Source organism: Alteromonas sp. McT4-15 (assembly GCF_020515205.1).
Classification (GTDB): domain Bacteria; phylum Pseudomonadota; class Gammaproteobacteria; order Enterobacterales; family Alteromonadaceae; genus Alteromonas.
The window spans coordinates 44147-57757 of record NZ_JAJALG010000002.1 but is presented as its reverse complement, the minus strand read 5'-3'; the positions used below and the strand labels follow the sequence as shown (position 1 = coordinate 57757).

The following is a 13611-nucleotide window of genomic DNA, read 5'->3' as shown; positions in this document are numbered from 1 at the left end:
TAGTCTAGTATTTAAAAATTAGACATTTGTATTTAAAAATAGACAAACTTCGGTTTGTCTATTTTTTTGCCCTTAATAAAGTGCAGATATGCTTTTACGAACTAAATTGATAAGTTCTAATGGCGCTTAATTACTAACAGCGGTGTTTAAGAGGTTAATCTGCTCTGGACTGAAGCCGTGGCGAAGTAGTTCGAAGTCTTTCATTTGCATTTGAGCTTTTCGGCCTACACCTATGACTTGGTAAATACTGCCACTCGCTGTTTTGATTAATTGATTGTTAGGTGAGATTTCTACTATTTTTGATGTACTAATGTAATCGTTAGTAGCGAATCGATATGTCATGTCATCAACACAGATCCCCCACAAAATTTTTCCAATCGTTTTTTCACCGTCAAAAATAGAAACGATGTGCCAGTCTTTTACTATTGTATTCATTGAAACCCTTCACCCTGGGTACCTAGGCTCGCAAGACACGTTTTACGTGGGAAATTTAAAAGGTGTTGGTCGTATCTATCAGCAGACCTTCATCGATACTTACAGTAAGGTAGCCTTTGCTAAACTCTACACCACTAAGACGCCAATAACGGCTGCTGACGCACTCAATGATAAAGTACTACCGTACTTCGAGCAGCATGACTTACCGATGCTCAGAATACTTACTGATCGCGGTACAGAATATTGTGGGAAGGTAGAGCATCATGATTACCAGCTTTACCTTGCGATAAATGATATCGACCACACGAAAACTAAAGCAATGTCACCGCAAACGAACGGTATCTGCGAGCGCTTCCATAAAACGATATTGAATGAGTTCTACCAAGTTACGTTCCGTAAGAAACTGTACGCGTCGCTAGAAGAGCTTCAAAAAGATCTGGACGTGTGGATGGATTACTACAACAATGAAAGGACTCATCAGGGCAAAATGTGCTGTGGTAGAACGCCACTGGAAACATTAATCGATGGGAAACAGGCTTGGGCTGAGAAGAATCTAGCTCAAATCTAATCTGACAGCGGCACCTTGAAAATCGGGTAACTGTCAGATCAAGTCTGAGCTAGTACAGATAAAGACTGTCAACAAAGGGCAAGCAAAGACTTTTTCTGGCGCTTTCGCGAACCAAAATGTGGTCTGTAAATTACGAGATCCTAAGACACTTCAGTTTGTTCGCGATGCTTTTGGTGAGTGACTGTTTTAATAGGTGCATTCACACACTGTTGCTATCCATTGTAGTGCCAGTGCTGTGAGTGCTTAATAAAAGAAAAGGCGAACCCATGGTTCGCCTAGTTAAATTTTTGTGTAATTAGTGCACCAAAAAATAGCTTACTACTTATCGCTCTTACTTCCCCAAAATTGAAAACCAATCAACAAAAGAGAAGTTGTTTATTCTTCCGAACTGTCAGGTGGGGAGCCTGCCTTAGTGCTATCCAGATCTTTCTGAGCCTCTAGCACAAGTTGTTGAGCCTTTAGATAAGCCTCTTCTTTACTAGAATAGTCAATCTTAAGTTCAAGGATCTCTGCTGGAATTGATATAAGGGCTTTGGCAACATCTACAGGTATGCTCAGAACTTCTACAATTTCATTTGGTTTGGTGGCTTTGTATCTCGTCAACATTCCATTCGTAAACTCGTATTCATACTCGTTTGTGACAAAAAAACCTTTATCCAGTGATATATAAGAAAATGTAGTCGGGTCAATAGCGGTGACGTGAAGAGTCTCCACAAAACTTCCATCTTCTTTGTTAGTTATATCAAACCTAAACTGTTTTTTCTGTGGGTAAACTAATCCATCATAAACAGTTGTTGAACTGAACGTTTTTTTATTAACACTGGTAGCCAATGTAACGTCATAACAGAACGAAGTTTTTGCTAGTTTGGTTGCTAATTTGGGTTGCCAGTTTGCATCGTCTAAATTGATTACGTATGTAAATACTTCGGGCTTAGGCGCGATCGGGCACTTAGGACTTTGTGCAGGGGCATCAAAGGATTCAGCTTTAAACTTCAAACTTTTACTAAGGCCCCCACCAGTCAAGGTATTTATTGCTGATACTGTAGACACAATAATTTCATCTAATTGACCATCTGACCTACTTGCCCCTCCGCTTAATAGCCCAGCGTCAGTTGTCTTTATTTCAACCGTTTCACTTGTAATATCATTTTCATTTAAAACAGCCCTAAGTCTATTTTCAGAGTCAGGATAAGGTGCTGAGACCGACATGCTAATGGTATCTTTGAAGGGGGTTGGCGAAGCTCTAAAGGCTGCTAACTCTTTTGTTGCCTTCGTTAGTGCTTTTTGAAAAGCCGCCTTTTCATCGTTTCTTACTGATTTTTCCAGTTCCAGTAATGATACTTCAAGGGTTAACTTTGCTTTTGCAGCATCAGATACATCACGCTTCGCTAATAGGCTTTTCTTTAATTTTAGCTCTTGGTCCAGCGTAACAAGTTTCTTGTCTATATCGTCAATACTTTCCTGTCTTTTTAGAATAGCGTTTTGTAGCGCATTTAAAGTAACGCCAGTACGTTCAAACTTAAGTATTAGGTCTTGCCTGGGCAATGAGTACATTACACCTTTATCTACCGAACCACTCGCAGCGAAAGTACTCACTATCGATGACTTACAATCATCATCACCGCATTGGAGGGTTGATGCACAGCCCCCAATGGTCAAAGGTAAGAGTAACAAAAGGCGACTGAGCCGGTGTTTGTCTCGCAAGTATATTGAAGGTTTCATCTGTAAATCCTTGTTAATCATTTTCAGTCGAATTATCGAATTGATTAAGAACGAAGGAGAAAGCTTGCTATAGCTTAGATCAATAGATGCACTGGGCAGTGACTTTAACAACTTCCTTGTTTTCAGAATCACAGTCACTATATAGTCAAGCTCAAATAACCTCAATAGCCTATTTTTTGAACTGTCGATGTTCGGGTTTTTGTGACTGGGTCATTATTGTAAGTCTTCTCAACATCCAAAATTACCCGCTAAAAAAGCGTAGTTTTTTTGAAATCGCTTCGAACGAAAGGCAACAAACCAACCACTACAACTCCAAATATCCCCGCAAACGCTTCTTGATATAGAAATTGTATAAACCCACGCGTAATACCCAATTCATTCCCATTTGCTTGGCAAGGGCGTAGTATCTGTCTTTCACTCTTTCATAAACGCGCTCTCGCGCAGCTTTTGCTGCGTTTCTTGGCGTTACATTACCCAGTTTTGTGTCGTTAAGAATATCTTCTAGCGTTTTCTTTTGAGCGTTATAAAAGGCGCTGTCTACATTAAGTGGTAGGTGGTCTTTGGCTTTTTGGGCGTTTTGGCGGCTTTCGAGTATGTGCAAAATGACATTGGTTGCGTTAAGTCTGCCTCTCATATAATCGTGGTGACGAAACCGCTCTTCAAAGAAGCCCATGAACGACATTACTTTTTCGCTGGCCAAATCTTCTGGTTTGGCGGTAATGGTATACACGCTCATAATGTCAAAGTCGTTTAATCCTGCCGACTTTTCTAGCAGTGCAATACTGTAAATCCACGCGTCTTTTTCTTCTTGCGTCGCATTGTCATAGTTTGCAAAGTCTTCTTTGTACTGAAGCGTTAAGCGCGCTATGGCATCATTAAGTTGCTCGTCGTTGTCAGTAGTATCTTTGTATATTTCTTGGCATAGCTCTTTTGATGTTTGTGCTAATCGCTTTACTGCCGTTTTGGTAGAGGACGTTACAATATCTACTATTTGTTTGGCCCGTTCGTCCAGTAACTCAACCTTGTGGTTTATCTTGTCGGTCATCAACCAGTCTTGAAAACGACTTTGGGCAAAAATTCCTTTAGCGGCACTGCTAGCAACGCTCATCATGTTGAAATCAGGTGACTCGGCATCAAGCGTTAAATCCATTGTTGACGCTTTTGCACTAGGTGAGATGTAAAAATAAAAGCGCTTAGCGTAATCCAGCGGGTCGTTGTCGTTAGACTTTGCGAGCTCTCTTGCCATACCTAACGGATAGTTATTAAATGCACCGCCATCAATATAGGTAAACTTGCCATCGGGCTTAACTGATGAGAAATCTTCTGCACCACGCCCTTGATAATCGGGCTCTTCAAACCGTCTAAACAGCGCAACCGGTGAAAATGCAAACGGAAATGCACCGCACGCACGTGAGGTATCGGCTATGGTTTGCCAGGTACTTTGATTATCGTCGTTCTCGCCAAGTGTTATGGTCAACCTGTCTTGATGACGGGTTTCTACAAACTTGCCACCAGTAAGCCCGTCGTGGGTAGCGGTAAAAATGTCTCTGGCGTAGTCCACTCCGTTTAGGTTAGACAATGCCAGGCCAAGCTTTATGGTGTCGGCGCTTGCCGGATGAGGAGCTTTAGAAGGTGTGGTGGCACTTTCGTAGCGACCTAAAATCAAGTTGCGCGCTATTGAATCAACAAAGCCTGAAGACAGAATAGAGGTGTTTTCATTGTCGTTATCATGCGCTGTAAGCAAGCCATCGATGTGCACCTTTTTTACCCATGCCAAATAGCCAACGTTAGTGAGTGGCTCGGTTAGCGAGTGGCTTTCGTATAGCAGCTTTTGGGCCGTTAGCGCTGCGGTCATGCCGCCAGCACTCGCGCCTGTCATTACATCAATTTTAATGTGCTGGTCGGGTGGATTAGATTCGTTGTGCAGTTTTATGGCGTTGATAATTTCATACATGGTGCCAGCTTCGTAAGAGCCTAGCGAGACGGCACCTGAAATGGCGATTGCTACTTTGTATGTCATGACAAATTCCTTATGATCATCACAGAACACACTTCGTCCAGACTGCTGATAGCTTATGGTCGTGGTGTATAAGTCACCGCTTTTTTTATTAGTGTACCAGTTACTCACCGTTAAACTAGTCAGAATTTACTTGTTCAGCAGGCTTCATGTTCGTCCACCCTTTTAAATAGGTCACACAATTTCATCTATCGCAATACATTACTTATTGAAATAATCGTTCGGTCAAATCTAGGGTACGATTACAGGCAGTAGATTACGGTTAAAGTAGATGTAGGTAACGAATGTTTTCAATTCATGTAGAGCGCACTATAAATAAGCCCATTGCCGACGTGTTTGCCGTTTTAAGTGACCATGCTAATTACGCTCAGTTTAAAGGTGTAGATAAGTCGACACTGCTTGTTGAAGGCAAACTTGAGAAAAATGGCTTAGGTGCGGTGCGCGAAATTGTTGCCGGTGGGGCCAATTTACATGAAGAGATTGTGGCTTTCGATCCGCCCTACAAACTGGGATACAAAGTTATTAAATCTAAGCCGCTGCCGTACGATCACGAGTTAGGCGAAATCACGCTTGAAGAAAGAGGTGATAAAACTCATGTTACGTGGCGCTCTGTAGGGCATATCTCTATTTTTCTGTTAGGTAGCCTCTATTTTGATAAGCAAGTGCAGAATGTGGGAAGTCGCGCCTTCGGGAGTATTCTTAAGCATATCGATGCTATGAGCTAATTTTTTATTAACCAAGATTCTATGAGCCAAGATTCTATGAATTAGCTGGCCCCAATTTGGGCTTCTATTCTTACTTTCATCTTAGCAATTTCGTTATAAAGCACGTCTATTTGTTCACTGAAACCCTTAGTGGTTTTGTGTTCATTTTGCACTATGGTTAGTTCAACAGCACTGGTTAGTTCGGCCAATGCAAAGGCACCAATATACCTCAGCGCAGTAATGTAAATGTGGGCAACACGTGAGATTGTGGCGTAGTCTTTTTCATCAATTGCTTTGCGCAGTGAATCAAGCTCGCCTTGTAGCCCAATAAAGTCTTTTAGTAACTCGTTATACAGCAGCTCGTTACCTCGAAGCTTACGCATAGCTCTTGGCTTATCAATAACTGAAAGGGTGCTTTGCTTGAAAGAAATGGCAGACTGAACCGCATTGTCACTAGCGTTATCAGGTGCTTGGCGCACTGTGTTAACCTTCATCGCCTTGCTCAATACATCGAAAAACGTCTTCGGCTCAATAGGCTTGTTGATGTGTTCATTCATACCTGCATTGTAGCTTTTTTCGATGTCTTGCTGCATTGCATGTGCGGTCATCGCAATTACTGGCAATGATAAGTTGAGCTCTTTTCGTATTACTTGTGTTGCCGCTAATCCATCCATAACTGGCATTTGAATATCCATTAATACCGCGTCGTAGGTTGAATCTTCGCGAAGAACATTAACCGCTTCTAAGCCGTTACTTGCTACTTTCACGTTCGCATTAGTATCGGCAAGCAGTCCTAGCGTTACTTTTTGGTTTAGTGCGTTATCTTCGGCAAACAGAATCTTCTTGTTGCTGAAATCAGGTATCGCAAATTCATCTGTGGCGAGTGTGCGCGCAGGCATGTTAAGGCAAAGTTCTTGTAATCTGTCTATGAGCTCACTAGTACCTAGCGGTTTTTTGATAAAGGTATGGAGCCCAAGTTGTCTTGCCTGCTCGTGCATTCGAGGCGAATCAAATGCTGACAACATAATCACTTTGGGTATTTTGTTTGAGAGCTCCTGCTTCATTATTGCAGCCACTTCTAAGCCGTCGATATCGGGCATCTTCCAATCTAAAATCATTACATCATAAGGGGCGTTTTGCGACACAGCTTCCCGCAACATGGCAATGGCTTCTTGCCCACCAGTTGCTGTGTCTGATTGGATATTGGCACTCGACAACGCCTCGGTAATGGCGCGTCTAGACAAACTTACGTCATCGGCAATTAGTACTTTAAGAGCAGATAGTTGCTTAGAGGGTGATACTAGTTGTTTGGCCGGGTCACGCTTAACCTGTACGGTGAAGTAAAAGCTTGAACCTTTACCCAGCTGACTTTCTACCCAAATTTCCCCGTCCATCAATGCGGCAAGTTGCTGGCATATTGCAAGCCCTAATCCGGTGCCACCATAGCGACGAGAAATCGATTCATCGCCTTGATTAAACGGTTTGAACAGCTTGGCTTTTTGTTGGCTGCTTAATCCAATACCCGTGTCTTTCACTTCAAACTCTAGCTGAATATCATCGTCTGCCTGCTTACACCTTACACTCACCGATATGAGACCCTCTTCGGTAAACTTGAGCGCATTGCTGACCAAGTTGCTCAGTATCTGCTGAATACGCAATGGATCGCCAATCAGGTGTAGAGGCACATCTCTGGCAATATATTGGATTAGCTCAATATGGTGTTCATTTGCTCGCCCCAAATGCAGTCGTATGGTTTGATTTACCAAGGTATCTAAGTTGAATTGCGTCGACTCAATTGTCAGCTTTCCTGCTTCAATCTTGGAAAAGTCTAGAATGTCGTTAATCACGCCAAGCAAGGTATGCGACGCTGACTCTATTTGAATAAGGTTAGTTTGCTGTTCTTCATTTTCAGCAGCACGCTGAGAAAGCTTAGTTAGGCCTATAATTGCATTTAGCGGTGTGCGTATTTCGTGGCTCATGCGGGCAAGAAAGTCAGACTTAGCTTCAGTGGCTTTTTGTAAGTCCAGAGTAACGGTGTTGAGCGCTTTTCGTTGGTGTCGCGTGCGTAACCATAGGCCAATGACTAACAGTAAGAAAAAGAACACGACGGCAATGAAGTAAAGTTGATAGGTGTTCTGCTTTTGCTGAATAAGATTGCGTTGTTCTTTTAATAAGTTGTCTTTTTCCAGCAGTTTTATTGTTTCTTCTTTTTCTGAGATTGCCAAGCGAATTCGATTAAGCGCTAGTGAACGAGATTGCTGTTCATTAAAGCTTTGTTCATACACTTGCCTGTATTGCTCGGCATAATCTAATGCCGCTCGATAGTCATTGTTCGATTTAGAAAGTGAAATAAGCTGTTCAAGTGCACCTAGCAATAGTGACTTATCGTTTTGGATAGCATCTGAATTTAGCCCAGCATTGAGTTCAGCTATCGCCAGTTCTATTTCACCGCGTCGTTCGTAGATTTCTGCAAGCTGAAGAATATAGGCGCCTTCGTTGTAACGAAAAGCCACCTTGCGGTCAGCCTCGGCGGCTTCGTTAAGCTTTTTAAGCGCTTCGCTTAGGTTGTTCTGTGCAATGTGCAAGTCAGCCATGGCACTGTAAACAATACCGATAAAAGGGTACTGAATGTCACTGAGTAATTCTTCTGCCAATAGCAGGCTAACTTGTGCCTCTTTGTACATGCCCATTTTACTTTGAGCATACCCTTGAAAAAAGTAGGCCACGCCTTCGTCTTTTTGACTGTATAAGCGCTGTGCCGTTTGTTGGTATTTTTTGGCAAAGGTAAGTATTTGCTCGTAATCCTTTAACGACGAGTACACATTGCCCATTGAACTATACACAAACAAAACGCGGTCGCTCTGCATTTCGTTGTACAGCGCGAGTGCGCGATTAAAGGCCTCAATAGAACTGGCGTGTTCGCCAGAAAAGTCGAGTATTAGCCCTTCTAATCGGTACGACTCGGCGAAGGCGAGCGTATTGTTGCTTGATTCAGCAAGTTCGCGGGCCTGAAGTATTACTTCATATGCGCTTATATAGTCTTGCTTTAAAATGAATTGGTACGATCGTAAATTTAGGAAACGCGCTTTTTCATAGTCATCTGAGTTGGAAGCAAAAAAGTTGTCGAGGGTTTGAAATGTTTCGTCAACGGTAGGGTCGCCTTGTTGTATACGTTCTTTAAGCCCATCAATTAAGCTAGTGGCGACGTATGCGTTACCCTGCTGCGTTTGGTAGGCAAACGCAGGCATCATCACCCAAAATAGGGTGATGCTTGCAATGAGAAACAGGTAACGCATGCTTGCTTACAACGAGTTTGTTAATAATGCACTACGCGTGGCGCTTTGTTTTCATCGGTAAAACGCTTCTCTATTTCTTCCCAGTTTTTGTCTTTAAACAATTGTACGTCCTCTTCAGACAAGCCGTATTGAGTTGCGGTCGCCACAGGATCTTTTTTATAGGCTTCTAGTAGCTCGCTGTTGGTGTCTAACTCAACTAAAAAATCTTCTAGTGTTTTGGCCATATCAATTTCCTTCAGTAATGGAGGTTGGGTTTCTAAAACTTACTACTTGTTGCTCTGTTAAACCAAGCTTGGCCAATCTATCTTGGCGATAGGCTGGCAAGCCTAGCGATGGGATCACTAAGGTGGAAACTAAAGTCGTTTCGGCATTAACCAAATTGCTAAGCGCCACTTTTTGAATTACGGGCTCGCTGATTGGAAGAGTAGGGGCTTCGTAAATAATGAGTTCGTGGTCGTCTGGGTAATGTTCAAGCAGTATTTCAGTTAATAGCGCAAGACCAGGACGATTATGTGTGGCGTCAAGTACGCTTAATGAGGCTTCACCCACCAATCCAATTTGCCAAATAATTTGGGTCATGTGTGGGTCGATACGATAATCGCGAAATAGAAATTGTGTGGCCTCGTAAGACTGGCAGCCAAACTTTGAAGGGTCTATGCCCAAATCTGCAATAAGGCAGTCTTCTGCAGACACACCAGGCAGCATAGTTGCGCTGTAGCCTAACTCACGTACTTGATTGATGGCATCGTGTGAAGGGGTGACGAACACACCAGCGTGACCGTAAAAGGCTGCACACACTTTTTGTCCATCAATTACCGCTTGTACGATGCGGTCAGTCATTTGTTTGTAGGTAAGTGCGCGAGACTTACCTTCTTCGTAAAGGTCGTCTAGTGAAATACTGTTTGCATTGAGCTTTCTAACAGCATGCTCGCCCACTTTGTTCATGATGCCCATAAACACAATGTCGGCATTTTCTATGTGGCTTTTGGCTGCTAATGTCATTTGGCCCGCTACACTAATGCCGGTGCCGACAATGACAAGCTCTCCTTTTTTGGCGTTTTCCATGATGTCCTTTTCAATTATCTAAGCCGCACAACATCGAAGTTTCACTATAAATTAGTTTGTGCCTATTTACTATTGTGTTTTCTACAATGCCGTGGGTTGTGTGACAACCTTAATATCGCGTTTCTGGTTTTGTTTTATAAATCATGGCTACCCATATATATTCGCAATATAAATAACACTGATAGTGGCGGCATGTTAGGTTATAGCTACACTTAGCGACTAACTATTATGGCGAATGAATCACTATGACTACATCTAAACAGTTATTTACGCATATCTCATCTGAAGGTGAACTTACGGTTTCTTTAAAAGAGGTTGAGGTTCCACAACCTAAGCCACACGAAGTCATTGTTCGTATGGAAGCATCTCCAATCAATCCTTCTGACATGTGGCCAATGTTTGGGCCGGCTAGCTTAGACAAAGCAACATTTGATGAAAGTAAGAAGGCACTTGTTGCCCCCGTACATAAGCCACTGCTCGCACGTATCAAGTCAAGACTTGATCAAACCTTACCCATCGGCAATGAAGGGGCTGGAACGGTAGTCGCAGCGGGTGACAGCCCTGAAGCGCAAGCGTTAATGGGTAAAACTGTGTCAATTTTAACAGGTGCTGCGTACACCGAGCACGCATGCGTGCCTGTGCAAGCGTGTTTACCTCACTTAGATGGCACTACTGCACAACAGGCTGCGTCATCATTTGTTAACCCGTTAACTGCGCTAGGTATGGTAGAAACCATGCGTATGGAAGGGCACAAGGCGTTGGTGCATACCGCAGCGGCTTCGAACCTAGGCCAAATGCTTAATAAAATTTGTTTAGAGCAAGGTGTTGAGCTGGTCAACATTGTGAGAAGTCAGCAGCAAGTCGACATTCTAAAAGCCATTGGCGCTAAAATTGTACTCGACTCTTCAAGCGAGAATTTCAAAGCAGAACTTTATCAAGCAATTGATAGCACAGGCGCAACACTTGCCTTCGACGCTATCGGCGGCGGCGAATTGGTGAGCGATATTCTTACTATGATGGAAGCGTCGGGCAGTAAAGATGCGAAAGGGTTTAATACCTATGGCTCTGACAGCAACAAGCAAGTCTATATCTACGGTGGTCTAGACTTTTCACCCACTATTTTAAATCGTGCTTATGGCATGACATGGGGAATAGGCGGTTGGTTGCTTATGCGCTTCCTAGGCAAGCTTGATAAAAAGCGTGTGGGCGAGTTGTATCAAAAAGTGGCAATGGAAATTAACACCACCTTTGCGTCGTCTTATTCAAAAGAGCTTTCACTTGAAGAAGCGTTACAGCCAGAAAATGTGGCTTTGTATAATGCTAAGAAAACAGGTGAGAAGTACCTGATTGTGCCCAATAAAGGCTAACTCAACCAAAGATGTTGCCTGTAATTCTTGTAATTACAGGCATTTCTTTGCTTTCGATGTTTAGTTATTGCGCTTAAACGGTGGGCGTGTGCCACGTTTTTGCGTTTTAGGTTGCTCATCTAATACTTCTAGCTGCGCCACATCATATACGGGCATCATTTTTGTTGTGCGGCGATAAGGCGGTTTGCCGCGCATAATCACTTCTTTTACTTCAACGTATTCAATGGCTTCTTGGCCCACAGATTCAAGCTGTGCCACATCATTAACCGATAAGCTAACTACGCGGCGCTTAAATGGTGGTTTGCCCGAATAGTCTACAACTTGTACGTCGACTGTTTCGGCGTTTGCCGACGGTGTTGCTTGTACTGAAAGTGCTGTGAAACTGAATGTTGTAGCAGCAAATAGCGATCCTAGTAAATAGCGTAATTTCATGTCTTGTCCTCGTATTAACGCTCCTAACTTTCTACATTGTATGAACGAATAAGCGCTAAACAATGATGATTGGCGATAGTTAATAGCTATCAGTAAATTTTGTAAACATTAATTTACTAATCACAGACAACATCGCGTCTAACCCTTACTTATACGTTTAGTTGTACGTAAAAGGTGCAACGTTAATGTGCTTTTGCACAAAGGTTGTGCAGAGAATAGTGAAAGGCGTGAGAAGACGTCGTTAAATCAACCAATTACTGTTTTGGTCTTTATCTTGCTGTTCATGTGAACCATTGCCAATATTGGGGCCTGCCAGTGAAGCGTTTTTTTTTAGTTTTGTTATTCTCATTATGCGCTTTAACAGCACCCGTCTCAGCCATTGAACACAATGTTCCGTTGTCACAAAGTTCAGGAGGCACACTCTACTTAGAAGCAACATTGGAGTCGAAATTCAAAACGTCTTTTTTGCTGGATACCGGTTCTAGCTTAGTTACGCTTAACCAAGCGACCTTTGATGCCTTAACCCGAGATCAAAAACTCACCGCCACACGCACCTCTGCCGCCAGAATGGCCAATGGCAAAATATTAACGGTTTCTCAGTATCAACTAAACTCGGTGCGCATCGGCGATGCGTGTGAAGTAGGCCCAGTTGAGGTGGCGGTTTTGCCCAAAGGGAATAACATTCTTGGAATTAATACGCTGTTGCGTGTTGCGCCATTAACTATTACACCTGATTCGGTTACGTTAGCAGGGTGCCGATAGAAACGCGTTAGTCTTCAGGTCCATCTGTTGTGAAAATCAGGTGTTTGCATTTGTCTTTAAACACAACGCCTTTCTTTAACAGCGCCGCACTTAGGCGTTTTTGCCATTTCTTTTCTTCAGCTGCTGCAGCTATCAATGCGCTTTCATCTTCAAATTGGAAGCGAAGTAGTAACGAGCCCGGAAACTGATGGTACTGCACGTCAAACCAGCACTGCACCATGCCATCGAGCTCTTCGCGACCTTGTGCTTCTAACGTATTTGCTACATCGAAAATGAGAGCTTGTTGTTTTAGTTGAACGGCTGAAAGCTTTTTCATTACAGGTGTTTCTCAATGGCAATTTCTACGCTTTCAGTCACCTCTGCACCTTCAATGGTTAGCCACATTTGACCATCTTGAATGGTGACTTGAATTTGCATCGAACGCTGAACCGCGTTCGCAAGTGTTGTCGATAGTGTTTCTGGAAGCGTAAAAACAGACAGGTTTTTTCTTGTCTGCAATTTGCTTTGCTCTTTTTTCCACCACGCATCAAAACTGTTATCTGCGTAAGAGTAAATCATCATTTGCTGACTTTGATTGCAGCCTTTTTTAATACGCTGTTCAGAAGGCTGGCCTAGTTCAATCCAAAGCTCAATTTCGTCACTGAAACTCTTTTGCCAGAGGTCGGGCACATCATCATCGGATAACCCTTTTGTGAATTGAAGTCTTTCGTGTGCATTGACGATAAACGCAATGATACGCAGCATCATGCGCTCGTCGTTTTCTGATGGGTGACGCGCAATAGTGAGGTTGTGATCGTTATAGTAATTGCGGTCCATATCAGTAATTGATATGTCTGCTTTAAATATGGTCGCTTTAAGTGCCATGGGGGTCTCGAATATGTACCAAAGTAAAGTGGTTGCGGTTAGTCGTCTCTATTAAATGCTTCTAGCAGCTCAATTTCAAAGTATAAGTTACTGTTAGGTGGAATTTTTCCTACCTGTCTTTCACCGTAGGCAAGCTCTGCGGGAACCCATAACTTACGTTTTCCACCCACCTTCATGCCTTGTATACCCAAAAACCAACCTTGGATAACTTTATTTTTCGATAATACGGTTTGAAATGGACGACCTTTCGCATAGGAAGAATCAAACTCGCTTCCATCTTCTAATAAACCGCGATAGTTCGCAGTAACCAGCGCGCCCTTTTTAACTTCGTTGCCTTCGCCAAGCACAGTGTCTTCTATTTTGAGTGTGTCTGTCATGT

Annotated in this window: 13 protein-coding genes and 1 pseudogene; 4 read left to right on the top strand and 10 right to left on the bottom strand. The window is 42.9% G+C overall.

Annotated elements, in window-relative coordinates:
* Positions 1-126 precede the first annotated feature (126 nt).
* Positions 127-435 carry a hypothetical protein gene (locus LHL20_RS02100; protein ID WP_226432072.1) on the bottom strand — a complete coding sequence of 103 codons (309 nt, stop codon included), beginning with the start codon at positions 433-435 and terminating at the stop codon, positions 127-129.
* Between LHL20_RS02100 and LHL20_RS02095 the strand changes: the two are divergent.
* Positions 434-1003, top strand: a pseudogene (locus tag LHL20_RS02095) (integrase core domain-containing protein); the annotation flags it as partial. The gene LHL20_RS02100 and the pseudogene LHL20_RS02095 sit on opposite strands and share 2 nt — an antisense overlap.
* 375 nt (positions 1004-1378) lie before the next feature.
* Here LHL20_RS02095 and LHL20_RS02090 read toward each other — a convergent pair.
* Both LHL20_RS02090 and LHL20_RS02085 read right to left on the bottom strand, forming a co-directional pair.
* Positions 1379-2548, bottom strand: coding sequence for a hypothetical protein (locus LHL20_RS02090; protein ID WP_226432071.1), 1170 nt, complete (start codon positions 2546-2548; stop codon positions 1379-1381).
* A 481-nt stretch (positions 2549-3029) separates the two neighbouring features.
* Positions 3030-4745, bottom strand: coding sequence for a patatin-like phospholipase family protein (locus tag LHL20_RS02085; protein WP_226432070.1), 1716 nt, complete (start codon positions 4743-4745; stop codon positions 3030-3032).
* A 281-nt stretch (positions 4746-5026) separates the two neighbouring features.
* Between LHL20_RS02085 and LHL20_RS02080 the strand changes: the two genes are divergently transcribed.
* A complete protein-coding gene (locus LHL20_RS02080; RefSeq protein ID WP_226432069.1) occupies positions 5027-5467 on the top strand; it encodes an SRPBCC family protein in 441 nt (146 codons plus the stop codon).
* A 41-nt stretch (positions 5468-5508) separates the two neighbouring features.
* On the opposite strand, the gene LHL20_RS02075 is transcribed toward LHL20_RS02080, so the two are convergent.
* From LHL20_RS02075 to LHL20_RS02065, 3 genes are read right to left on the bottom strand one after another with little or no spacing between them, the layout of a single operon-like run.
* Positions 5509-8742, bottom strand: coding sequence for a tetratricopeptide repeat-containing hybrid sensor histidine kinase/response regulator (locus tag LHL20_RS02075; RefSeq protein ID WP_226432068.1), 3234 nt, complete (start codon positions 8740-8742; stop codon positions 5509-5511).
* Positions 8743-8762: 20 nt separating this feature from the next.
* Entirely contained in the window at positions 8763-8966 is a 204-nt protein-coding gene (locus tag LHL20_RS02070; RefSeq protein ID WP_159626912.1) for a hypothetical protein, read from the bottom strand.
* Between the two features lies 1 nt (position 8967).
* Entirely contained in the window at positions 8968-9807 is an 840-nt protein-coding gene (locus LHL20_RS02065) for an SAM-dependent methyltransferase (protein WP_226432067.1), read from the bottom strand.
* 245 nt (positions 9808-10052) lie between these two features.
* Between LHL20_RS02065 and LHL20_RS02060 the strand changes: the two genes are divergently transcribed.
* A complete protein-coding gene (locus LHL20_RS02060) occupies positions 10053-11174 on the top strand; it encodes a zinc-binding dehydrogenase (RefSeq protein ID WP_226432066.1) in 1122 nt (373 codons plus the stop codon).
* Between the two features lie 60 nt (positions 11175-11234).
* Here the strand turns inward: LHL20_RS02060 and LHL20_RS02055 are convergent, their stop codons facing one another.
* Complete coding sequence (locus LHL20_RS02055) at positions 11235-11606, bottom strand: hypothetical protein (RefSeq protein WP_226432065.1); 372 nt, start codon at positions 11604-11606, stop codon at positions 11235-11237.
* A 315-nt stretch (positions 11607-11921) separates the two neighbouring features.
* Between LHL20_RS02055 and LHL20_RS02050 the strand changes: the two genes are divergently transcribed.
* The gene (locus tag LHL20_RS02050) at positions 11922-12368 is read left to right on the top strand and encodes a retropepsin-like aspartic protease family protein (RefSeq protein ID WP_226432064.1); all 447 of its coding nucleotides are present in this window, start codon (positions 11922-11924) and stop codon (positions 12366-12368) included.
* Between the two features lie 7 nt (positions 12369-12375).
* Here the strand turns inward: LHL20_RS02050 and LHL20_RS02045 are convergent, their stop codons facing one another.
* From LHL20_RS02045 to LHL20_RS02035, 3 genes are read right to left on the bottom strand one after another with little or no spacing between them, the layout of a single operon-like run.
* On the bottom strand, positions 12376-12684 hold the full coding sequence (locus LHL20_RS02045) for a hypothetical protein (RefSeq protein WP_226432063.1): 309 nt from the start codon (positions 12682-12684) through the stop codon (positions 12376-12378).
* A complete protein-coding gene (locus LHL20_RS02040) occupies positions 12684-13232 on the bottom strand; it encodes a YaeQ family protein (RefSeq protein ID WP_226432062.1) in 549 nt (182 codons plus the stop codon). Before LHL20_RS02040 ends, LHL20_RS02045 begins: the two co-directional genes overlap by 1 nt.
* 38 nt (positions 13233-13270) lie before the next feature.
* Positions 13271-13609: an FKBP-type peptidyl-prolyl cis-trans isomerase gene (locus LHL20_RS02035; protein WP_226432061.1), complete on the bottom strand. Its 339-nt coding sequence runs from the start codon at positions 13607-13609 to the stop codon at positions 13271-13273.
* Positions 13610-13611 lie beyond the last annotated feature (2 nt).